Origin of the sequence: Kingella sp. (in: b-proteobacteria) (genome assembly GCF_030527935.1) — a bacterium.
GTDB lineage: Bacteria > Pseudomonadota > Gammaproteobacteria > Burkholderiales > Neisseriaceae > Kingella_B.
The window spans coordinates 40,917-63,632 of the sequence record NZ_JAUMZV010000003.1 but is presented as its reverse complement, the minus strand read 5'-3'; the positions used below and the strand labels follow the sequence as shown (position 1 = coordinate 63,632).

Genomic DNA, 22,716 nt, shown 5'->3' with positions numbered 1-22,716 from the left:
CTTTCTTTGGGGATTGGGGTAAGGGGATTTTGGCTTTGTGCAATGGCGTTTCAGGCTGCCTAGTTGTTTAGCTGTAATAGGCAGCCTGAAACTTAACGGGCTGTTTTATCTGCCAGCAACTCTTGATACATCTGTTCCAATTCATCTTTTTGTTCAACAAATGAGCGGATATGTTTTTTGGGTAAATGAATAATTGCGCCATCGGGCATAGCTTGATAACGTTTGCACACATCACGGATGGCTTGGCTTAAATCTTCAGCATCGCTATCAAACGGAATAATCGTGCCGTTTTCGCCATCAATAATATCTTCCACCACGCCCCCGCCATTGGTAGCAATTACCCACACATTACGCAAAATAGCTTCGCGTACCGTTAAACCAAAACTTTCTTTCCATTGGGTTGGGAACAGCAGCACATCAATTTCAGCAAAGAATTGGTCAATATTATTTTGGTTATAAGCAGGCACAATTTGATAATTTTGGATACCTGCAAAATCTTCATCATAAAAAGACTTCAAACCAACATTAATCATATTGTCCACGACACACAGCCGTGCGGAGTCAAAATTGTGTTGCCTAAATGCTTCTAAGATTAAATGAATACCTTTAATGTTAGTTTTGCCACCCACATAGCCAAATCGAATCACATTAGATTTGTGTTTTTCAAATTTATGCACAGGTGGCGTAACACCATTTTTGTTTACGCGAACAGTACGATGAAGTTTTTTCTCGTGCACATCTGCAAAATATTGGCTTGGTGCAAGCAATAAATCCACCTGCGATAAAGTGTGTTCCAGCATTTTGCCGTTTGCAAATGCTACATCGTCCCAGTTTTCACGGAATTTTTCGCCATCTAGCATAAATTGGTTGGGGCAAATCCACCAAGCATCATGGAAGGTTACTACCGTTTTAATGCCTTTTTTATGACACAAATCCACCACGCCTACCCCAATACCTTGAATACAGTGGATATGTGCAATTTCAGGCTGCACCAGTTCAATAATGTCGGCAACAACTTTACTAAATAAAGGATTGTCATAATTTGCTGCATCGTGAGGCGGCACAGCCACACCAAATATAGTTACTTGCTTATATTCATAACGAATCGTGTCATAGGCTTTGAGATAATGGCTTACAGGCAGCGTGGTAATGGCATAGATTTTATGTTTTTTATCTTTGGCTAATAGCTTGTTAAGCTGTTCGGTAACAATCGTTGCTCCACCAAATGATTGAGGGTAATAGTAAACATTAAAGGTTAAAATTTTGCTTTGCTGTTGATTAAATGCTTCATTTTGTACCGCAGCGGCAAGAGTTTTGCCTATAGCAGCTGGTGCATAGCGTTGGGTTACGCGTTCATAAGCTGCTGCTGCTATGCTATGACGCAGTTGTTCATCTTGAATCAACGCATCAAACGCATCAAGCCATTGTTGTTTGTTATCTGCTAAAAATGCTGTTTTTCCATGTTCAATCGCATCAACAAAAGCAGCGCGTGGCGAGCACACTGAAGCCAATTTAGTAATCGATGCTTCAAGATATTTAATATTACTTTTGGCATCGTTGAAGACAAAATTTTCTAAGGGTGCAATACTGATGTCGCATTCAGCAAGATATGCTAAGTATTCGGTATAGTTGCAAAATGGAATATGTTCAATTTGATTTTTCACACCATCAAAATAGCTGGGTAATTCCAAATAGCCTACATAGCGAAAACGTACATTAGGATATTTTTTTAGTGTTTCTGCTAATGCGGGTGCAGCTTCCATAAAATCAATATTATGGGTTTTTGTACCCGAGCCATAAATAATGCGGATGATGTTATTTGAATGCTGCGTTTTGTTGTTGATTTCTTGCGCTGCTTTAAGCGTTTCGGCATCCAATGCATTTTCTACAATGTGTACAGTTTTTAAACCCGCTTCTCTCATAGCTTCGGCTAAACCTGATGTGGAAGCAATGCCCTCATCGCAAGCAAGCATGGCTTTGCGATAAAGTTTTGCACCATTAAGAACACCATCGCGTTCTTGCTCATCTAGCGAATTAATGGTGCTACTTATTTTTAATGTTTCTTCATCAAAAATTAAATCATCCACATCCCAATAGGTTTTGATTTTCAAACGGCGACATTCGTTAATTAATGCCATTACGCTATCAAATCCAGGCACGCGATAAAAAATTACCACACTTGCTAAAGATATTTGTTTTCTCGCTTCCTCGTAGTCCGTCCATGATGTTACCGAACAAGGAATGCCTAATTCTTTGAACATTTCTTGTTTTTGGGTAACGCGGTATTTTTTGCATTGAGGAATGCTTAATTCGGCAATAATGGCAATTTTAAGTGCACAAATTTCATTGGCATCGTGTGAAACCATGCTTTGGAAAATTTCTGGCACAGGCGGCAGAGGGACATCAGAGATAGCGATAGCGGGTTGATTGATTGATTTTAATAGCTGTTTAACCGTTTGAAATGAATGGGTTTGTTTATAGGCATGGCGCAGAAATTGATATGCCTTGCCAATACTACCTTTTTCACGCACCAAAGAAGTAAATTGTTTGCGATAGCGATTTGCTGAACTGATGGCACGCTCGGTATTGAATAAAGGTTTGAGTAAGCGAAATGTCCACAGTTTGGCTTGTCTTTTGGTTTTGCTTTCTAGGCTAGCGGTGTAATTTTGCAATCCTGCAATGTGGTTGTCTAAATTTGATATATGGTTATGTAGGTGTTGGGTTGATTGGTTGTTTTCTTTTTCTAGAAGTAGGGCTTTTTTCTCAATTTGCGCTAATTTAGTGTTCAGTAATTGAGAAAGTTCGGTTAGTTGCACCAGTTGTGCTGATTGAGTGGCAATGGTTGTTTTGTCTTGTTGATTTTGTTGCTGCGCAGCCGTGAGATTTTGTTGCATTTCATCAAGTTGTGCTTGCAAGCCAAGAATCACTTGGGTTTGTGATTGAGGATAAATTGTGTCAATTTGGCTGGGTGTAATGCTGCGTGTATGGTTAGCGGTTTTGTTTTCTACAACGGCCGCTTCTTGACCCGCAATAATTCGCACACCTAACTCATTTTCATTAGGTGTGCGTTTTTTGATGATGCACACAGAGTTGATAAATTCCACAGAATGAATGTGCGCTAGGCTATGGGGCGTGATGACGTTGTAGCGATGGCAAATTTCTTCTAGGGTTTCATTATTGCGTAGTGGCAAGCCCCAATGTTCGTGGTTTACGATGTCGGCAAGGTTTTTTAGGAAATTGATAGCAGAATAGGGGTGGTATAGCCCGCCATCAAATTCTTGCCAATAGCTGCAATGCAAGTCTTCAATAATGAATAGACCGTTATCGTTCAGACGGTCAAAGTAATGGGCGAAATTGCGCACAATGTCGCCTGATGTGTGCGAACCATCATCGATAATGATGTCAAAAGTGGGAACAATGGTAAGAATATGTTGCTTGGTGGCTTCTGTGCCTGCATCGCCGATAATAACTTGGATGCGAGGGTCTTCGTAGTGCAAGTCTTGGCATTTTTCGTCAATATCGCAGCCAATAATGTGAGTGGCTTCGGGGAAGTATTTTGACCATACTTCTAGGCTGCCACCGTTTTGCACGCCGATTTCAAGCAGGTTAATGGCTTGATTGCGATAGGGGGTTAGGATGGGGTCGTAGTCTTCCAGATAGCGTGTCCATTTATCGGATACTTTGCCTTGGTGATTTTCGTGCAGGGTTTTGAGTGTGTCCATACCTTTATCCATTAGTTTAGGGTTAGTGAGAAACTTTGGTGATGTTGTTCAACGCCGCATAATAGCCTTGTTTTTCCAGCAATTCTTGATGCGTGCCTTGCTCAATAATATGCCCTTCATCCATCACAATAATGCGATCGGCGTTTTCAATGGTGGTCAGGCGGTGGGCAACGATGATGCTGGTGCGTCCGCGCATTAGGCGTTCTAGGGCTTCTTGCACCAAATGCTCGGATTCGTTGTCCAGTGCGCTGGTGGCTTCGTCCAGCAGCAAAATGGGCGCATCTTTTAGGATGGCGCGGGCGATGGAAACGCGTTGGCGTTGTCCGCCTGATAGCTGGCTGCCATTTGCGCCGATGGGTTGGTTTAGGCCATCGGGGTGGTTGGCAACCAAATCGTTTAAATTGGCGGCTTTGAGCGCGGCAAGGATGTCTGCTTCGCTGGCATCGGGGCGACTGTATCGCACGTTGTCTTTCAGGCTGCCTTCAAACAGGAACACGTCTTGCGACACAAGGGCAAACTGTTCACGCAGGTTGGCAAGGGTTAAATCGTTGATGTTTTCGCCGTCAATCAACACTTTGCCTTGGCTGGGGATAACGAAGCGCGGCAACAAATTAACCACGGTGGTTTTGCCGCTGCCCGAACGCCCCACTAGGGCAACGCGCTCGCCCGCTTTAATTTCTAGATTGAAGTTATCTAGGGCTTTGCGCGTTTCTTGGCTGTATTGCACATCAATGTTTTCAAATTTCAAGCTGCCTGAAACGTGGTTCAGCGTTTTGCTGCCTGTGTCTTGTTCGGTGGGTTCATCTAAAAAAGCGCATACGGCATCGGATGCGATAAACATACTTTGCATGGGGATGCTGATATTGGCTAAATTCTTAATCGGGCTAAGCATTTGCAACATGGCAACGATAAACGCCATAAATTCGCCAATGGTGGTTACGCCGTTTTGGCTTTGCCACAGGGCGATAAAAATCACCACGGCAAGAGCAAGCGAAGCGATGAGTTCGCTAAACGGCGAACGCGCGGCGGTGGCTTGGGTGATTTTTTTGCCCAGCCGCACAATGGTGTTGTTCACATCGGCAAAACGGCTGGCAGCTTGCTGTTGCCCGCCAAAAAGTTTGACCACTTGATGCCCTTGGTGCACTTCGTTGACCACGTTATTCAGCGTGCCGATGGTAAATTGTGCGCTGGCAATGATGTCTTTTAAACGATTGCGGTAATAGCGCGACAGCAGCGAGAGAATGGGGAACATCAGGGCAACCACAAGGCTCAACTGCCAGTTGAGATACAGCAGCACGCACACCAAACCAAACACAATCATGGTGTCGCGCGTGAGCACGATAAACACATTGCTGGCGTTGCTGATTGAGCCTTCGGTCATTTGCACAATGCTCATCAAGACGGTGCCCGATGGGGTTTTTTTGTAAAAATCGGTGGGCAGCAGCAGCATTTTGTTGAACATATCGCGGCGCAAAGTACTGATTGCCATCACGGAAACCCATGTGAGCAAATAGGTGCTGGCGAAGCGACACACGCCGCGAATTAACACCAAAATAATAAAGAACACGGGCACAATCCAAACTTTTTCCGCCGTGCCCCAAATCAGGTAGTTAAACTGGTCTTTCCAGTTTGCCAACGTGGCGAGTATGCCTGTGTCGGTGTTGAGCGCGGGCGGCTCGGATGGCATGGCAAAGCCTTGGTTTACCAAGGGCGCGATAAAGGCGGCAAGATAGCTTTCGGTTGCTGCCACGCCCACAATGCCTATCAGCGCAAAGATGATGCGGGCTTTGTAGGGCTTGATGTAGCGCAGCAAGCGCATGAAACTTTGGGTGTCTTTTTTGGAGAATAGTCCAAAGGTGAGTTTTTCTATCATGGATGTTTCTTTGAGTGGGGGTGGGGTAAGGCAGTCCGAGAACCTGTATTCACTGTTTTCATAGGCATCTTTTATGCCCTAAAAACACGGCTACCGCGTTAAAAATGCGCGCAAGGTGTTCAACCTTGCTGTGCTTTTTGCCTTGTATCCGCGCTTTTATGCCATAAAAGATACCTATGAAAATAGTGAATACAGGTTCTGAAAAGGGATTTCAGGCTGCCTATTGCGTTTACGGCATTATTGTTTTTGCTTCAACAGCGGATAACCCAACGCTTCGCGACCGGCAACAAATTTTTGCGCCACTTGGCGGCTTAATGCGCGGATGCGTCCGATGTAGGTGGCGCGTTCGGTTACGGAAATTGCGCCGCGTGCGTCCAGCAGGTTGAAGGTGTGTCCTGCTTTGAGCACGAGTTCGTAGGCGGGCAGGGCAAGCGGCGCGTCTTCGGTTGACAGCAGGCGTTTGGTTTGGGCTTCGTAGCCGTTGAATTGGTCTAGCAGCCATGCGGCATCGCTGTATTCGAAGTTGTAGGTGGATTGTTCTACTTCGTTTTGGTGGTAAACATCGCCGTAGGTCAGCGTGTCGCCTGCGGGGGTGGTTGTCCACACCAAATCGTAAACGTTTTCCACGCCTTGCAGATACATGGCAAGGCGTTCAATGCCGTAGGTGATTTCGCCGAGCACGGGCGTGCAATCTATGCCGCCAACTTGTTGGAAATAGGTGAACTGGGTTACTTCCATGCCGTTGAGCCACACTTCCCAGCCCAAGCCCCATGCGCCGAGCGTGGGGTTTTCCCAGTCGTCTTCCACAAAGCGGATGTCGTGCACGGTGGGGTCGATGCCGAGTTCTTTCAGGCTGCCTAAGTATAGGTCTTGGATGTTGTCGGGCGCGGGTTTGAGCGCGACTTGGAATTGGTAGTAGTGTTGCAGGCGGTTGGGGTTGTCGCCGTAGCGGCCGTCTTTGGGGCGGCGGCTGGGCTGCACATAGGCGGCGTTCCACGGCTCGGGCCCGAGCGCGCGCAGGCAGGTGGCGGGGTGGGATGTGCCCGCGCCGACTTCCATGTCAAACGGTTGGATGATGGCGCAGCCTTGGTTTGCCCAATATTGTTGTAGTTTGAAAATGATTTGTTGGAATGTGAGCATGATGGTTTTGCGGGGAAATTTGAAAACGCGCTATTTTACTGTATTTTCAGGCTGCCTGAAATGCGACATACTGGATTGTGTGTTTTTGTTAAGAAATATTTGGCTATCTTGACGTTTCGTATATAATGGCTTGCGTTGTCGCGCAGTGGTTTGGCTGGCGCGTATGTTATTTGGAAACCCGATGAGCCGTCGTCATAAGAAAAAATCGCATCATCCGCATCCTGCCACGCAAGTGAGGCAACAGCAACAAGGGCAGCCTGAAAACGAGCAACAGCCTGCGCCTAAGCCGTTTAATATGCAGCGCGTGGTGGCAATCAGTTTTGCGGTGGCGGTGGCGATTGTGCTGCTGTCGTATGGCGTAAATCGGCATGAGCAGGTGGCGATGCGTGCGAATGAGCCGCCGATGGCTTCGGATACGGGCGTGATTCCCGATTCAGAAGCGCAAGCGGCGGAGCGGGCGGCGCGCTTGTCGGCATCGCAAGAGCAAGGCATGACTGCGCCTGCGGATGCGGATGATGATGCGGCGGCATCGGCGGCAAGCGAATGGGGCGCGTTGGATGCGGCTTCGGATGCGTCGGCGGCTTCGGCTTGGTAAAGCGTTTTTGATTTTCTATCCCCCTTTTCAGGCTGCCTTGTGGTAGGTTTAAGGCAGCCTGAAAACGTTAAAAAACTTCAACACAAGGAATAACACCATGTTTAAAAAACGTATTCTTACGGCAACTTTATGTTCCGCTCTTTTGCTGACGGCGTGTTCGGGCGGCAATAGCGGCTCGGGCAATTCAGGCGCATCCGCTGCCAGCGGCGCAGGCTTGGATGTGAGCCGCACTTATATCGTTGCCACCGATGCTTCTTATCCGCCAATGGAATACATGGACAACGGCAAAGTGGTTGGCTTTTCGCACGATATTTTGGACGCTGCCGCCAAATCGCAAAACGTGAAATTGGAATTTGTGAACACGCCGTTTGAAGGCTTGTTTGCCAATGTGGACAAGGGCGACAGCGATGTGGGCTTGGCGAGCATCACCATCAACGATGAGCGCAAACAACAGCTTGACTTCTCCGACCCCTATTTTGTTGCCACGCAGATGATTATCACCGACAACAAAAACAGCAACGCGGTGAAATCGTTTGCCGATTTGAAAAACCGCACCGCATCGGTTCAGGCGGCGACATCGGGCGATTTGATTTTGCAAAAATTGCAAGGCAAAGACAGCACCAAAATCAAACGCTTTGAAACCATGCCGTTGGCGTTTAAAGAGCTGGAAACAGGCGGCGTGGATGCCGTGGTGGGCGACAGCAGCGTGGTGGCGTTTTATGTGAAGCAACACCCCGATGCCAAGCTCAACGTGGTGGTGGACCCATCGTTTATCCAAGAGCATTACGGCTTTGTGTTCAAAAAAGGGCGCAACGATGGCTTGCGCGAAGCCATCAACAAAGGCATCGCCCAAATCAAAGCAGACGGCACATACGACAAAATCCACACCCAATGGTTTGGCGCACCGTCTAGCCAAGCGGGCGGTGCAGCAAGCGCACCTGCGGCATCCAGCGCATCCGCAGCCAGCAAGTAAACCGATATAAGGCAGCCTGAAAATAGCCATTCAGGCTGCCTTTGGTTATGGTTAGGCAGCCTGAAAGCCACAGGCTTCAACGAAGTTAAAACGTCTTTTCCATTGTAAACAAGGACATCCCATGATTAACCCGCTATCCGCCCTTTCCCCGTTGGATGGACGCTACGCCGCATCCGCCCAAGCTCTGCGCCCCATTTTCTCCGAATATGGCTTGATGCAAGCCCGCGTGCGCGTGGAACTGGAATGGCTCAAAGCCCTTGCTGCCGAGCCGAATATCCGCGAAGTTGCCCTGTTTTCCGCCGCCACGCTCGCCGAAATAGACAGCGTGATTAGCGGCTTCTCGCTGGACGATGCCGCCGCAGTCAAAGCCATAGAAGCCACCACCAACCACGATGTGAAAGCAATTGAATACTGGCTCAAACAACGCTTCGCCGCCAACGCCGAAATCAGCGCGGTAACGGAATTTATCCACTTCGCCTGCACCAGCGAAGACATCAACAACCTGTCGCACGCCCTGATGCTGCGCCAAGCGCGGGATGAAGTGCTGCTGCCCAAATTGGGCGAAATCGCCGCCAAGCTGCAACAGATGGCGCACGAATTAGCCGCCGTGCCGATGATGGCACGCACGCATGGGCAGCCCGCCACGCCCACCACGATGGGCAAAGAAATCGCCAACGTGCTGGCGCGTTTGCAACGCCAAATCCCGCAGCTTGCCGCGCAGGAATTTTTGGGCAAAATCAACGGCGCGGTGGGCAATTACAACGCCCATTTGGTTGCCTATCCCGATGTGGATTGGGAACGCCATTGCCAAAATTTTGTAGAAAAATCATTGGGGTTAACCTTTAATCCCTACACCATCCAAATTGAACCGCATGACTACATGGCGGAATTGTTCCAAACCATCGCTCGCATCAACACCATTTTGATTGATTTTAACCGCGATATTTGGGGTTACATATCAATGGGTTACTTCAAGCAGAAAGTGAAAGCGGGCGAAGTGGGCAGTTCCACCATGCCACACAAAGTGAACCCGATTGATTTTGAAAATTCCGAAGGCAATTTGGGCATGGCAAACGCCGTGCTGGGCTTTTTGGCGGAAAAGCTGCCCGTATCGCGCTGGCAACGCGACTTAACCGACAGCACCGTGTTGCGCAACATGGGCGTGGGCGCGGGCTACGCGCTGTTGGGCTGGGCGGCGCATCTGCGCGGGTTGAACAAGCTGGAAGCCAACCCCGCCACCATGTTGGCAGACCTAAACGCTACTTGGGAACTGCTTGCCGAGCCGATTCAAACTGTGATGCGCCGCTACGCCGTGCCGCAAGCCTACGAGCAGCTCAAAGCCCTAACGCGCGGCAAAGACGGCATCACGCCCGAAACCTTGCGCCAGTTTATCAACGGCTTGGCGATTCCCGATGCCGCCAAAGCCGAGCTGTTGGCACTCACGCCCGCTGCGTATATTGGCAAGGCGGCGGAGTTGGCACAGCGGTGTTGAGCGGTGGAAGGCAGCCTGAAAATGGAAAATGCAGTAGCCAATACGGTTTTCAGGCTGCCTTAATGCCCGCGCAATGAGCGAACGCTATTTTTATTGTTTACCTGTTCACAATCCAAACAAACTGCGGCATGGATGCCGATAACAAAGGCAGCCTGAAAACAGCAAACCCCAGTTTCAGGCTGCCTTTATGCTATGATTTCCCCATCTCAACCCCATTCCCCGCCCATCATGTCCGAACCATTTTTCCGCACCAGTTGCCCCAGCTGCGGCGCACCCGTTCAAGTCCACAGCCCCACCGCCATCACCGTAGTATGCAGCTATTGCAACAGCATGCTCGTGTTGCAAGACAACAGCCTGCGCGACACAGGGCGCGACAGCGCATTGCTGCAAGATTTCAGCCCCATCCAAATCGCCACCACAGGCACGCATCAAGGGCAAGGCTTCACCGTAGTCGGGCGGCTGCAAGCCAAATACGATGTGGGCGCGTGGAACGAATGGTATATCCAGTTTGACAACGGTGAAAACGGCTGGCTCGCCGAAGCAGGCGACATCCACGTCATCACCCGCCAAATCGCCACACCCCCCAACGCCCCCCCGTTTGAAGACATCCGCGCAGGCATCAGCGAGCTAGACTACGGCAAAACCTTTGTCGCCAGCGATGTGCGCGAAATCACCCTATCCAACGCCGCCGCACAAGGCGAACTGCCTTTCAGGCTGCCCGCGCAATACCACAACCGCGTTGCCGACTGGCGATGCGAAAACGCCTTTCTCACGCTGGATTACAGCGAAACCCCACCGCAAGCCTTTCTCGGCAGCACCGCCCAGCTCAACCAACTTTTCCTACAAAACACCCGCAGCGAAGAGCAAATCCGCCAAAGCGCAGGCAGCATCAAAGGCACGCGCCAAAGCGAAAACTGCCCCCATTGCGGCTCATCTGTGCACTGGCTGCGCGGCATCACCACCACCGTCATCTGCCCCAGCTGCGGCAGCGATTTAGACACCAGCGAAGAAAAAGCCAAACTCATCGCCGCCAACGAAATGCGCCAAGCCCAGCAAGACGCGCTGCCCCTGCCCATCGGCACAACAGGCAAAATCCACGGCGCAGCCTACACCGTTATCGGCGCAGTCCGCTACGAAGAACTCAACCCCGACGACGCACACACCGCCCTATACGGCAGCCCACTCAGCCTAACCCCCGTAGATTGGTGGCGCGAATACCTGCTATACAGCCCCAGCCAAGGCTTTCTCTGGCTGGTGGAAACATCGCAAAACAAATGGACGCTTTCCGAAACGCTCACCCAATTCCCCACGCTCACCGATAACCGCATCCCCAAAAACGCCTACAAACTCTACGACTACGGCGGGCGCGTTAGCTACGCAGCAGGCGCGTTCTACTGGCACATCCGCGCAGGCGACATCACCTATTACCAAGACTATCAACAAGGCGAAGCCAAACTCTCCGCCCAGCGCACCCTACAAGAACTCGCATGGAGCAAAAACACCCCCGTATCGCGCAAGCAGTTTGCCACATGGTTCCAATTTGACGGCAGCAACGCCCCCCGCTACACCGCGCAAATGCAGCCCGACCCCGTGTCGCGGCAAATGGTTTGGCTGATGGTCGGCATCTTTATCCTGCTCAACATCCCCGCATGGCTAAAAATGAACGACGACGACTTCGGCTTCTCGCTGGTGTTATCTGGCGTGATTGTGTACATCCTTATCCATGCAGGGCGCGACCGCAGCGAAGATGATGACGATGATTGATAATGATTGATGACAAGACAAAGGCAGCCTGAAAGTGGATAAACCCGTTTTCAGGCTGCCTTTTTATGGCGTAGAGATGGTTTGCCATCAAATGGCACGTTGCCAAGCCATGAGCAAACCCCGCTGTTCTTATTTGCCAAGCGCACGGCTTGCCAGCAAGCCGTAGGAGCGCGGGGACAGTTTTCAGGCTGCCCAACCATCCCGCCCGCGTTTAGGCAGCCTGAAACCTTTGGCAGTAGGCTGGGCATTGATGCCCGACGTTTTTCAATTTGTGGTGTATTGAGATAAATAGGCTCGTGTCTGTCGGGCATCAATGCCTGACCTACTGCCGATATGCCATTTTTAGGCTGCATCATCCAACCGCAACACCTTCCACCCCTGTGCTTGGGCGTGCGCCAACAAGGTGGCATCGGGGTTTACGGCAACGGGTTCGCCCACGATACTCAGCAGCGGCAAGTCGTTTTTGGAATCGCTGTAAAAATAGGTTTTGCCGTAGCTGGCCAGCGTTTCGCCGCGCGCGGCGAGCCATTGGTTGAGCCGTGTGATTTTGCCTTCTTGCAGGCTGGGCGTGCCGATGATGTTGCCTGTAAACAAGCCGTTGGCATCGGTTTCCAGTTGTGTGCCGATGATGTTGTGGATGCCGAAGATTTGTTGGCAGATGGGGGCGATGATGTATTCGTTGGTGGACGAGATAACCAGCAATTTGTCGCCTGCGTGGCGGTGTTGGTTCACCAAATCTTTGGCGGCTTGGCTGGCGTGTGGGGCGATGTATTGCGCTTGGAAGGCTCGGTGCAGGGCATTGCGCTGGGCGGGGGTAAGGTGGGCGATGGGGGTGATTTGGAAGCGGACGAAATCGGCAACGTTTAGGCAGCCTGAAAGGTAGTCTTGATAGAATTTTTCGTTTTGCGCGGCGGCGTAGTCGGCATCCAGCAAGCCTTGTTCAATCAGGAATTTGGGGAAGGCGTTGTCGCTGTCGGTGTGGATTAGGGTGTGGTCTAGGTCAAAGATGGCGAGATTTTTCATGGTTTGTCTTTCTGTTGTTTGAGCAGGCGGCGCAGCAGGGTGGGGGTGATGGGCTTGCCTTGGCTGATGGAGTAGTTGGCAAGGTCGTTGAATAGGGTGATGAGACTGCCTAGGTCTTGCCGCCAATGGTCTAGCAGGTAGGGGTAGATGCTGGAGTCTATGTTGAGCTGGCGGGTTTTTGCCATATTGGTGAGCGCGGTGATTTTTTCTTCGCGGCTGAGCGATTTGACTTCGTAGGCAAGGCAGTATGCCATGCGGGTGCGCAAATCTTCGCGCAGTTGCAGTTTGCTGGGCGGGGTGTCGGCGGAGAGCAAGAGATGCCCGCGTTTGCTGTTGCGAAAGTGGTTGAAGATGTAGAACAAGGTGGCTTGCTCGGCATCGCCTAGTTTTTCTATTTGGTCTATGGCGACAAAATCGGCTTGGGCGGCGGTGTCGGCGAGCGTGGTGGTGCTTGCGTCGATGTACACGGCGGTGTGCTGCTTTTGCAGGGCTTGCCCCACCCATGCTTGCAGGATGTGGCTTTTGCCTGAGCCTTGTTCGCCCCAGATGTAGAGAAATTGGTCGTGTTCTTGTTGCAGGATGTAGATAAGCTCGGCGTTGGCTGTGCCGAGCAGTTTGTCAAAGCGGGGGTAGGCGGGGTCGTTGAAATCAAAGGCGATTTGTTGCACGGCGGTTGGAGGTTTGCAGGATGGTGGGATGGGGGATTGTAATGTTTTGTGAAGGGGGGTGCAAAGGTTTCAGGCTGCCTTGGGGGTTAAGGCAGCCTGAAAATATGGAACGGGTAGGGAGTGTTGGGTATTTTTGTTGAGTGGATTGAGTTTCAGGCTGCCTTAAACAGTGTGCGCAGCAAAGCTGCACACCCTACGATTGTTCTGTTTGATGATAGGTTTCAGGCTGCCTTAAATCACCCAAGGCAGCCTGAAACCTAAATCCAACCTAAATCCACCCCAACGTATTCGCAAACACCAGCAAAATCGCAATCGGCGCAATATAGCGCACGGCGGCGTGCCAAATGCGGGCGATAACGGGCGAAAAATCGCTGCCGAGCATCATGTGCTGCAACACGCCATCGCGCTTCAACACCCAGCCCACCAGCACGCACACCGCCAGCGAGCTGAGCGGCATAATCCACGACATAATCAAATAATCCCACAAATCAAACACTGTTTTGCCGATGATTTTAAACTCCGCCAGCGCGCCAAACGACAGCGCGGAAGGAATGCCTACGATAAAAATTGCCACGCCCGCCATCCACGAAATGCGGCGGCGGCAATGCGGCTGCTTTTGCACAAAATAAGCGATGGCGGTTTCCAGCATGGAAAACGCGGACGTGAGCGTGGCAAACGCCACCAGCACCATAAACACGGCAAACAGCAGCGTGCCAAACGGCATTTTTTGGAACACGGCGGGCAGCACGATAAAAATCAAGCTGGGGCCGGCATCGGGCTTAAAGCCCAGCGCGAACACGGCGGGGAAAATCACCAAGCCCGCCAGCAAAGAAACCAGCATATTCAACCACATAATGCTGTTTGCCGAGCGGAACAAATCTTGTTTGGTACCCAAATACGAAGCGTAAGTCATCATGGTGGACACGCCTAGGCTGAGCGCGAAAAACGCTTGCCCCAGCGCGGTGAGCCATGTGGCGGGGGTTACTGCGCTGAAATCGGGTTGCAGCAGAAATTTTACGCCCACCATCGCGTTGGGCAGCGTGAGCGAGCGCACGGCTAACACCAAAAACATGATAAATAACAAGGGCATCAGGTATTTATTAGCGCGTTCAATGCCAGACGATACTCCATTTTGCACCACCCAAATGGTTACCAGCATAAAGGCAGCCTGAAAACCCAAGACCATCGCGGGATTGCTGATGGTGCTGCCAAACAGCGCGGCAAAATCGGTGGTAGGTGTAATCGCGCCGCTGATGGCGTGCCAAACGTAGGCGAACACCCAGCCGCCCACTACGCTGTAAAACGACAGCAGCACGAAACACGCCGCCATGCCCATGCGCCCAATCCACGCCCAAGCGGGATGCGGCGCGATTTCTTTGAGCGCGTTCACAGGGTTTTTGCCCGTTTTGCGCCCGATAAAAAATTCAGACAACAGCACGGGCAAGCCCACGAGCAGGGTAAACAACAGAAAAATCAGAAAAAACACCGCGCCGCCGTTGGTGCCTGCGGTGTAGGGGAATTTCCAGATTGCGCCTAAACCGATGGCAGAACCTGCGGCGGCGAGAATGAAACCGATTTTGGATGTCCAGTTGGATGGGGATGACATGGGGCTTCCTTGTGGTAGTCAAAACGTTTTCAGGCTGCCTCAGCGTTTAAGGCAGCCTGAAAGTGGGCGCGATTTTAGCAATTTTTTACAAAACGTGCTTATTCGTTATCATCCATATCATCCGCATCGTCTATTTCACGCGCCGCCATTTGCTCGGCTAGCTGGTTTAAATCCAGCTCGGCGCGGTTTTCAGGCAGCCTGAAAATAATCGGCAGCTCAGAAATGCCGTTTTCGCCGCAGGGATAAGCATAGCTGCGGCTATTGCTGCGGTGGATGATTTGGGTGTCAAACTCCATGTGCACCACTTGCTCTTTAACTTCATCAGGCAGTTTCACCAGCTTGTCGTAAGCGGTGAACAGCAGGCGATTGCGTTCCAGCTTCAATTCGTCCAATTTTTCAATTTGCTTGGCTTTGCGTTTGAATAGCTTATCCATCAAACCTTCGGGTTTATCCACCAATCTTTGCTGTGCTTCAATCGCCGCTTGGCGCTTGCGGTATTCTTTAAGATGCGTTTGGGCAACATCGTATGCGTATTGCGGGAAGGCGCGGATTTTGACGTTGTTTTGCTGCACATCGTTCCATTCCAACTGGGTGAACACATCGGCGCGGCGTTTTTCCAAGAAAGTGGCGTAGGCAACCAATTGCCCGAACAGCTCTTCGGCTTGGGCATTCATCAGCAGCGCAGGCTGGGTTTGGAAATCTTGGAATGCGCCGATGATGCTGGCAAATAGCTGGCGCATACTCACATACAAATAATCAAATTCTTCTTCGCAATTGGGCAGACGGCGAATCATGTCGCTAAACCGTTGCAAAATGCCCGCTTTAAGCTCAATGGTGTATTGCGACAGCCGTTGCGCCACTTCTTTGTTGATGCTGCCCGATGAAGCATCAAACGGCGCAAACAGCAGCGGAATCAAAACGTTTTCGTGAAAGCCGTCCAGCTCATCCATAAAATCAATAATCACTTGGCGCACATTGCCGCTGATGGTGATGATGAAGCCGATTTGCTTGCGAAACGCGGCATCCACTTGCGGATTATTGTTTTGCAACAGCGCGCTGTTGACCGCCGTACCGTTGAGCAGCAATGTGCCGCCATAGAGTTTGTCTTCCTGCAAAAAGCGGCGGATGGTGAACGGGTTGGCGCCGTATGCCACCATGGGTGCGACCACAAACCAATAGCTGGATGCGCGCACGATTTCTAGCTGGCGGGTGCGCTGCTCTTGGCGCAGAAAATCGTTGATTAGCGGGCTGGGCGATTCGGCAAGCTGGCGGTTGCGCACGGTTTTAAACCAAAAGCCGAGCAGTTGTTGTTTTAAATAAACTTCGTTGATGAACACTTTAACCGCGTTGGTGTGCAGCTTGCGCGCGTTTTCGGGCAGGATAAGCTCTTTTTTGCGGCGGATTTCATCGGCAGCAGCGTAGATAAAGGCGCTGTGCAGCTTTTGCTTCCATTTTTGCTGTTCCAAATCGCCGCGGGTGTTGGCTTCGGCGATTTGTTCCAAAATGTTTTCCAGATAATCGGCGATTTTGACGGCTTCGGCGAAGTTACGCAGCTTTTCCATGCTGTTTTGGATGTTTACGCCGAGAATTTTGACGGTTTTGAGCTTGGCGGGAATGCTGGCGACGAATTGTTCAAAAATTTGCGCTTCGGGGTCTTGGAAGCTGAATTTTTTGGCTTCGGCGTTCCATGTGATGCCCATGCGGCTTAATAGTTGTTGGGTTACGTTGGTTTGGTCTTGCGCGGAGAGTGTGGCGAACACTTCTTGCAGGTGTTGTTGCCAAAAGACGTCTAGCTTGGGATTGATTTGGGTGATTTGGGCGCGGATGGGGTAGGGGATGTAATCAGCGGGATAGCTTGTGCGGCGCGTTGGTGGTTGGTTGGCACGATTATGTTCCTAATAGCGAAGTCAAGTGATTTTACGAAAAGCAAACAAAAAAATAATGTTTAAGGCAGCCTGAAAATGGGGGCAAGCGCGGGTTTGAATATTTGAGCGAGATAGTTTGCCCACCCGCCTGCGCTTGCTGATTTTCTGTGCCATAAACGTGTGCGAATTTTAACAAAATAGGCAGCCTGAAATAGCTTTTTAACGTTTTCAGGCTGCCTGATGTTTGATTAAAACAACAATGTGCCGTTTGGGTTTTTTCAGGCTGCCTTGATGTGCGGCGAGCCGTGTTGTTTTTGGCGCGGTTTACCACTCACGTGGGGCAATCAGCTCTTCAATGTCTGCGCCTTCAAAGCCGTAGGTTTGCGCGATAAAGGCGAAATTTTCGGCGATGCATTCGCGGGCAACGGTTTCTAATTCGCTGTCGGCGGCGTCAAATTCGTCTTCCAATTCGTTGATTTTTTCGGTTGCGGCGTGGGTGATGGCGTAGAGCGCGTCCATATCGGCGGGGGGATTTTGTTCAATTTGCGCGCAGGCATCAAGCAAGATGGCTTTGATTTTGTCCACCAATTCGATGGGGAAATAATCGTCGTTATACATATCGCGCAGGAAGTCATAGGATTGGATTTGCGGGTTTTGAACGCTCATTGCGGTGCTCCTGAAAGGGGTAAACAAAAATAAAGGCAGCCTGAAAACGGTTGGTGCGCCGGATGCGCTATTCCGTTTTCAGGCTGCCGAATTATAGCGGTTTAGTTGTGCCAAGGGCTGGGCGTTTTGATGCGGAACGAGCTGCCGCTTTGCGATGAGCGCTCTTCGTAGCCAAAGCGTTGCTCGGTGCGCTCGTTGCGGTTGATTTGCTGGCTGCGCTGTCCTATTTGCGAGTTGCCGTGTTCAAACATTTTGCCATGCTCGCTGCCGTGGCGTGTTTCGTTCATGTGGCTGCTGCCTTCGGTTAGGTGGTGGCTGTGGTGTTGCTGCATTTCGCCTGTGGGGTGGTTGGCATGGAATTGGGCGCTGCTTAAACCTGTTAGCGCGTGGCGGTAGCCATCGCCTGATGCGCAGCCTGAAAGCAGGGCGGTGCTGATGCTGATGATGGCGATGTGTTTGCTTGAAATCATGGTTTGTCCTTTCGGTGAAAAAGGCGGCTTTATAGGCGATTGCGGGGGCAACGTATAGTGGGGTTGTACAAAAACGGATTAATGGTGGGTAAAGAGTAGGCAGCCTGAAATGGGTTTTCAGGCTGCCTCACTCGCCGCCAACACGGCTTTCACTTCCCGCGCAAATTTTTTCGCATACGGCGTACGAATGGCGGTGAGATAGGGTAGCAAATCATCGGGGCGGTGTTTGAGCAGGGCATACACAATCAAATTTTGCAGCAGCGTGTTTTTGCCTTGCCCCAAATTAACGATATTGTCGTCATCGTCATCGTCATCGGGGTCGGGTTCGTAGCCCTCGGGGTATTCTTGTTCATCGGGCGCATCGCGGAAGGTTTCATAATAATGCGCGACAAAATTGAGCAGCGGCTCGGCATCGCTTGCCAGTAGGCGCATCACATCATCTTCGCTTAAATGGGCGTGTGCCAAGCATTCTGTGTCAAATGCCGCCAGCACGGTTTCGTATTCGGGGTATATTTCCATGCCCGTGCGCTGTTGCAGTTGCGCTAGCAGGTTTTGATAGATTTCGGTTTCAATGATTTTTTGTGCTGTAAACATTGGGTTGTTGCTCCATTAAAAGGCAGCCTGAAAACGGAATTCCCCCATTTTCAGGCTGCCTTTATCTATCCGCGCAAGTCAATCACGCGCCGTAAACGGGATTTTTGGTGCACAAGGCTTTGGCTTTTTCGGCTACTGCTGCCAAGTTGGCTTCATCGTTGGGGTTGTCCAACACGTTTGCCAGCAGGTTGGCGAGTTCGCGGGCATCGGCTTCGGTGAAGCCGCGTGTGGTAATCGCCGCTGCGCCCACGCGGATGCCGCTGGTTACGAAGGGTTTTTCGGGGTCGTTGGGGATGGCGTTTTTGTTGATGGTGATGTGCGCCTTGCCCAAAGCTTCTTCCGCCGCTTTGCCGGTGATGTTTTTGGGGCGCAAATCCACCAAGAAAACATGGCTTTCGGTGCGACCTGACACGATACGCAAGCCGCGTTTGACCAATTCTTCTGCCATCGCTTGCGCGTTGATTTTCACTTGTTTGGCGTATTGTTTGAACTCGGGTTCTAACGCTTCTTTAAAGGCAACGGCTTTGGCGGCGATGACGTGCATCAATGGCCCGCCTTGCAGGCTGGGGAAAATGGCGGAGTTCAGGGCTTTTTCGTGCGTGTTGTCGCGGCACAGGATTACGCCGCCGCGTGGGCCGCGCAGGGTTTTGTGCGTGGTGGTGGTAACGAAATCGGCAAAGGGCACGGGGTTGGGGTATTCGCCGCCTGCCACCAAGCCTGCGTAGTGCGCCATGTCCACGAATAAATACGCGCCTACTTTGTCGGCGATTTCGCGGAAACGCGCCCAGTCGATTTGCAGGGCGTAGGCGGATGCGCCTGCCACAATCATTTTGGGCTTGTGTTCCAGCGCAAGGCGTTCTACTTCGGCATAATCCAACACTTCGTTTTCATCCAAGCCGTAGGTGATGGCGTTGTAGAGCTTGCCTGAAATGTTTACGCTTGCGCCGTGGGTTAAGTGCCCGCCGTGCGCTAGGCTCATGCCGAGTATGGTGTCGCCCGGTTTGAGCACGCTGGCGTAAACGGCTTGGTTGGCTTGGCTGCCTGAATGCGGCTGCACGTTGGCGTATTCTGCGCCGAATAGTTTTTTGACGCGGTCAATGGCAAGCTGCTCGGCTACGTCCACGTGTTCGCAGCCGCCGTAGTAGCGTTTGCTGGGGTAGCCTTCGGCGTATTTGTTGGTAAGCTGGCTGCCTTGCGCTTCCATAACGGCGCAGCTGACGTAGTTTTCGGAGGCAATCAGCTCAATGTGGTCTTGCTGGCGTTGGTTTTCGGCTTCAATGGCCGCTTGCAACTCGGGGTCGTATTTGGCGATGGTGAGGCTTTTGGAGTACATCGTGCGTCCTTTGCTTGGGTTGGGGAATGAAAGGTTAGAATTGTAACGTAAATTTTTATTAAGGGCAGCCTGAAAACGGTATTTCAGGCTGCCTTTGCTTGGCGCGCGATAACACGGTGAACGTTCACACCAACCCCGCAGCCTGAAAAAAGCACCGGTAGGCTTCGGCTTTTTTGGCAAGGCTTAACGGATAGGCGCGGGAGGTGGAGGGCAGGCGGGTGAGTTGCAACTGCCGCTCGCCGCAGGGGTAGGCGATGGTTTCGCCTGTTTTGGGCAGCTTGGTTTTGCTGGGCAGCTTGCCGATGAGCACTTCAGTGGCTTTGCCGCCTGTGGTGCCGATGCGGCGCACGTTGGGCATCTGGGCAAGGATGGCGGGCAAGTCCACGCTTTCTACTATCTGCAAAAAATCGTCCGAGGCGTTGCCGTGTTGGCGGATGGCTTTGAACACGGTGGGGCAGGAGGCGATGCCGCGCTGCCACAGGAAGTCTTTGATTTTGTCGGCATCAAATTGTTTGCCCAAGGCAGCCTGAAAATGGCTGGGGTCGTCAAAAAACACGATGCCGTACACGCGCCACATATCGTTTTGAAAATTGGGATAGTGAAACGCCATGCTGCGCTTGTCGGCGGGCGGCGGGAATGTGCCCATCAGCATCACGGTGGCGTGCGGTGGCAGAAAGGGGGGAAAGGGTAGGGATTCGATGATGAGGCTGTTTTCGGTTGCTGCGGGGGTCATTTTCAGGCTGCCTTTGGTTGGAGTTGAAAGAGTGTTTAGGCAGCCTGAAAAGCATGAATTTGTTTTCAGGCTGCCTATTATGGTTTACTCGTGCGGCTTTTTACTGCAAACGGCAATAAACCCCATACTCCGCGCGGGGTCGTTAAACGTGCGGAACATTCGTTTAAACGTTTCGCGGTTTTCCGCTTTGAGCGCGTTGCGGATAATTTTAAACGTGCGCAGCAAGCCTTCATCGTGGATTAGCCCAGCGGGCGAGAGCAGCGTCATGCCGCCGCGCAGGGTTTTCAAATCGGCAAAACCGCCTTGCTGAAACAAATCTTTCCAGCCGCTTTCGGTGAGCGGGGTAACTTTCACTTTAATCGTGTCGCGCAGGCGTTCCACAATCGCTTCGCTATCGGTGTCGCTCACCACCACATCGTGCGTGAGCAGCACGCCGTTGGGCTTCAACACGCGGAAATATTCGGCAATCGCGGCTTGTTTGTTGGCAACGGGCAGCATGGTAAGCATGGCTTCGTTGATGACTACGTCAAAGCTGTTGTCAGGGAACGGTAGCGCGGTGGCGTTGGCGTGCTGCACATGGATAAGCTGCGCCAAGCCTGCGGCGGCGATGTTGCGCTCGGCTTTTTCCAGCGCGTTGAAATCCAAATCCACGCCTTCAATATGGCAGCCAAAGCGTTGCGCCAAGCCGATGGCGGTGGTTGCCATGTTGCACGCCACTTCCAGCACTTGCGTTTGCGGCGTGAATTGCGCTTGCTCAATCAGCCAATCGGTTGCGCGGCGACCGCCAGGCCGCAGGCGGGTTTTGCCCAGCTTGGCGAGAAAGTGATGACCTGTTTGGCTTTTTTTGTCGCTATCAGACATGATGCTCTCCTGTTTAGTGTGGTTGGGGAAATAAGCATAAGGCAGCCTGAAATATTGTTTTTGTTATGCTGAAAGTGGTTGGTGGTCTGGCTGAATGGTGTTTCAGGCAGCCTGAAAAGCATCAATCCGTTTTCAGGCTGCCTTGTTGATAAATCAATCCGTGCCGCGTGCGCGGTTTTCATGGAAACGCGCTTGCCAATCGGCAAACTGCCCCGCTTCAATCGCATCGCGCATTTCTTGCATAATCGTTTGATAAAAATGCAGATTGTGAATGGTGTTGAGTTGCGCGCCCAAAATCTCGCCCACTTTGTGCAAGTGATACAAATAGGCGCGGCTAAAATGTGTGCAGGCGTAGCAAGTGCAGCTTTCGTCCAGTGGGCGTTTGTCGTGGCGATGCTTGGCGTTTTTGATTTTGATGTCGCCAAAGCGGGTAAACAGCCAGCCATTGCGGGCGTTGCGCGTGGGCATCACGCAGTCAAACATATCCACGCCATGCGCCACGCCGTAAACCAAATCTTCGGGTGTGCCCACGCCCATTAAATAATGCGGCTTATTTTCAGGCAGCATCGGTGCAAGCGCGCGCAACATACGATACATTTCGGGTTTGGGCTCGCCCACGCTCAATCCGCCAATGGCAATGCCTTTGAAGCCAATGTCTTCCAGCCCGCGCAGCGATTCTTCGCGCAAATCTTCATACATCGCGCCTTGAATAATGCCAAACAGCGCGTTGGGATTGCGTAAATCTTCAAACGCGCGTTTGCTGCGCTCCGCCCAGCGCAGGCTCATTTGCAGCGATTTTTGCGCGACAGCATGGCTGGCGTTGCCTTCGGTGCATTCGTCTAATTGCATCACGATGTCGGAATTGAGCACGGTTTGGATTTGCATGGAAATTTCGGGCGATAGGAATAATTTGTCGCCGTTAATCGGGCTTTTGAAGGTACAGCCTTCTTCGGTGAGCTTGCGCATATCGGATAGGCTGAACACTTGAAAGCCGCCCGAGTCGGTCAAAATGGGCTTGTTCCAGCCGATAAAATCGTGCAGCCCGCCAAATTGTTCTATCACTTCCAAACCAGGGCGCAGCCATAGGTGGTAAGTGTTGCCCAAGATGATTTGCGCGTTGATGTCGTGCAGATTTTGCGGGGTCATGGCTTTCACCGAGCCATAAGTGCCCACAGGCATAAACACGGGGGTTTCTATTTTGCCGTGGTTGAGTTCAACCGTGGCACGGCGGGCGTAGCCGTCTTTTTTGTGGAGCGTGAAGTTGAGCATAGGTGTTTTCCTTAAAATTAAGGCGCGATTATACCGTTTTTTGTGATTGTATTATTTTTCAATAATAAT

The 22,716-nt window shown here is 51.4% G+C and carries 21 protein-coding genes; 5 read left to right on the top strand and 16 right to left on the bottom strand.

From position 1 onward, the window contains the following. Positions 1–92: 92 nt before the first annotated feature. The 3 genes from Q4A85_RS01745 to glyQ all read right to left on the bottom strand — a co-directional run bounded on the left by Q4A85_RS01745 (position 93) and on the right by glyQ (position 6,735). A complete protein-coding gene (locus Q4A85_RS01745) occupies positions 93–3,722 on the bottom strand; it encodes a glycosyltransferase (RefSeq protein WP_303107365.1) in 3,630 nt (1,209 codons plus the stop codon). 22 nt (positions 3,723–3,744) lie between these two features. Then, positions 3,745–5,595, bottom strand: coding sequence for a lipid A export permease/ATP-binding protein MsbA (gene msbA, locus Q4A85_RS01740; RefSeq protein WP_303107364.1), 1,851 nt, complete (start codon positions 5,593–5,595; stop codon positions 3,745–3,747). Positions 5,596–5,832: 237 nt separating this feature from the next. Further along, the gene (gene glyQ / locus Q4A85_RS01735) at positions 5,833–6,735 is read right to left on the bottom strand and encodes a glycine--tRNA ligase subunit alpha (protein ID WP_303107362.1); all 903 of its coding nucleotides are present in this window, start codon (positions 6,733–6,735) and stop codon (positions 5,833–5,835) included. A 181-nt stretch (positions 6,736–6,916) separates the two neighbouring features. Here glyQ and Q4A85_RS01730 point away from each other — a divergent pair, with 181 nt between their 5' ends. From Q4A85_RS01730 to Q4A85_RS01715, 4 genes are all read left to right on the top strand, one after another. Beyond that, positions 6,917–7,330: a hypothetical protein gene (locus Q4A85_RS01730; RefSeq protein WP_303107361.1), complete on the top strand. Its 414-nt coding sequence runs from the start codon at positions 6,917–6,919 to the stop codon at positions 7,328–7,330. A 97-nt stretch (positions 7,331–7,427) separates the two neighbouring features. Then, a complete protein-coding gene (locus Q4A85_RS01725; RefSeq protein WP_303107360.1) occupies positions 7,428–8,303 on the top strand; it encodes a basic amino acid ABC transporter substrate-binding protein in 876 nt (291 codons plus the stop codon). Between the two features lie 121 nt (positions 8,304–8,424). Continuing rightward, positions 8,425–9,795, top strand: coding sequence for an adenylosuccinate lyase (gene purB, locus Q4A85_RS01720; protein WP_303107358.1), 1,371 nt, complete (start codon positions 8,425–8,427; stop codon positions 9,793–9,795). 228 nt (positions 9,796–10,023) lie between these two features. Further along, positions 10,024–11,559, top strand: coding sequence for a DUF4178 domain-containing protein (locus Q4A85_RS01715; RefSeq protein ID WP_303107357.1), 1,536 nt, complete (start codon positions 10,024–10,026; stop codon positions 11,557–11,559). Positions 11,560–11,609: 50 nt separating this feature from the next. On the opposite strand, the gene Q4A85_RS01710 is transcribed toward Q4A85_RS01715, so the two are convergent. The 3 genes from Q4A85_RS01710 to hda all read right to left on the bottom strand — a co-directional run bounded on the left by Q4A85_RS01710 (position 11,610) and on the right by hda (position 13,250). Beyond that, a complete protein-coding gene (locus Q4A85_RS01710) occupies positions 11,610–11,807 on the bottom strand; it encodes a hypothetical protein (RefSeq protein ID WP_303107355.1) in 198 nt (65 codons plus the stop codon). Positions 11,808–11,901: 94 nt separating this feature from the next. Continuing rightward, positions 11,902–12,582, bottom strand: coding sequence for an HAD family phosphatase (locus Q4A85_RS01705; RefSeq protein WP_303107354.1), 681 nt, complete (start codon positions 12,580–12,582; stop codon positions 11,902–11,904). Then, positions 12,579–13,250, bottom strand: a complete 672-nt coding sequence (hda, locus tag Q4A85_RS01700; protein WP_303107352.1) for a DnaA regulatory inactivator Hda — start codon at positions 13,248–13,250, stop codon at positions 12,579–12,581. Before hda ends, Q4A85_RS01705 begins: the two co-directional genes overlap by 4 nt. Positions 13,251–13,373: 123 nt before the next feature. On the opposite strand from hda, the gene Q4A85_RS01695 reads away from it, so the two are divergent. Further along, the gene (locus Q4A85_RS01695) at positions 13,374–13,511 is read left to right on the top strand and encodes a hypothetical protein (RefSeq protein WP_303107350.1); all 138 of its coding nucleotides are present in this window, start codon (positions 13,374–13,376) and stop codon (positions 13,509–13,511) included. 7 nt (positions 13,512–13,518) lie between these two features. Here Q4A85_RS01695 and Q4A85_RS01690 read toward each other — a convergent pair whose 3' ends face one another. From Q4A85_RS01690 to tgt, 10 genes are all read right to left on the bottom strand, one after another. Continuing rightward, positions 13,519–14,856, bottom strand: coding sequence for a sodium-dependent transporter (locus Q4A85_RS01690; RefSeq protein ID WP_303107348.1), 1,338 nt, complete (start codon positions 14,854–14,856; stop codon positions 13,519–13,521). Positions 14,857–14,954: 98 nt separating this feature from the next. Continuing rightward, positions 14,955–16,616: a hypothetical protein gene (locus Q4A85_RS01685; protein ID WP_303107346.1), complete on the bottom strand. Its 1,662-nt coding sequence runs from the start codon at positions 16,614–16,616 to the stop codon at positions 14,955–14,957. A gap of 157 nt (positions 16,617–16,773) precedes the next feature. Then, on the bottom strand, positions 16,774–17,052 hold the full coding sequence (locus tag Q4A85_RS01680; protein WP_303107344.1) for a hypothetical protein: 279 nt from the start codon (positions 17,050–17,052) through the stop codon (positions 16,774–16,776). After that, positions 17,046–17,387 carry a DUF5713 family protein gene (locus Q4A85_RS01675; RefSeq protein ID WP_303107343.1) on the bottom strand — a complete coding sequence of 114 codons (342 nt, stop codon included), beginning with the start codon at positions 17,385–17,387 and terminating at the stop codon, positions 17,046–17,048. Before Q4A85_RS01675 ends, Q4A85_RS01680 begins: the two co-directional genes overlap by 7 nt. Before the next feature lie 101 nt (positions 17,388–17,488). Beyond that, complete coding sequence (locus Q4A85_RS01670; RefSeq protein WP_303107342.1) at positions 17,489–17,857, bottom strand: hypothetical protein; 369 nt, start codon at positions 17,855–17,857, stop codon at positions 17,489–17,491. Positions 17,858–17,974: 117 nt separating this feature from the next. Continuing rightward, the gene (locus tag Q4A85_RS01665; RefSeq protein WP_303107341.1) at positions 17,975–18,451 is read right to left on the bottom strand and encodes a hypothetical protein; all 477 of its coding nucleotides are present in this window, start codon (positions 18,449–18,451) and stop codon (positions 17,975–17,977) included. 82 nt (positions 18,452–18,533) lie between these two features. Beyond that, the gene (gene glyA, locus Q4A85_RS01660; RefSeq protein WP_303107340.1) at positions 18,534–19,784 is read right to left on the bottom strand and encodes a serine hydroxymethyltransferase; all 1,251 of its coding nucleotides are present in this window, start codon (positions 19,782–19,784) and stop codon (positions 18,534–18,536) included. Positions 19,785–19,908: 124 nt separating this feature from the next. Further along, complete coding sequence (locus Q4A85_RS01655) at positions 19,909–20,517, bottom strand: DNA glycosylase (RefSeq protein ID WP_303107339.1); 609 nt, start codon at positions 20,515–20,517, stop codon at positions 19,909–19,911. An 84-nt stretch (positions 20,518–20,601) separates the two neighbouring features. Further along, positions 20,602–21,378: a cyclopropane-fatty-acyl-phospholipid synthase family protein gene (locus Q4A85_RS01650; RefSeq protein WP_303107338.1), complete on the bottom strand. Its 777-nt coding sequence runs from the start codon at positions 21,376–21,378 to the stop codon at positions 20,602–20,604. Positions 21,379–21,531: 153 nt separating this feature from the next. Next, positions 21,532–22,647 (bottom strand): tRNA guanosine(34) transglycosylase Tgt, encoded by a 1,116-nt coding sequence (tgt, locus tag Q4A85_RS01645; RefSeq protein WP_303107337.1) that lies wholly within the window; start codon positions 22,645–22,647, stop codon positions 21,532–21,534. Between the last annotated feature and the right edge of the window lie 69 nt (positions 22,648–22,716).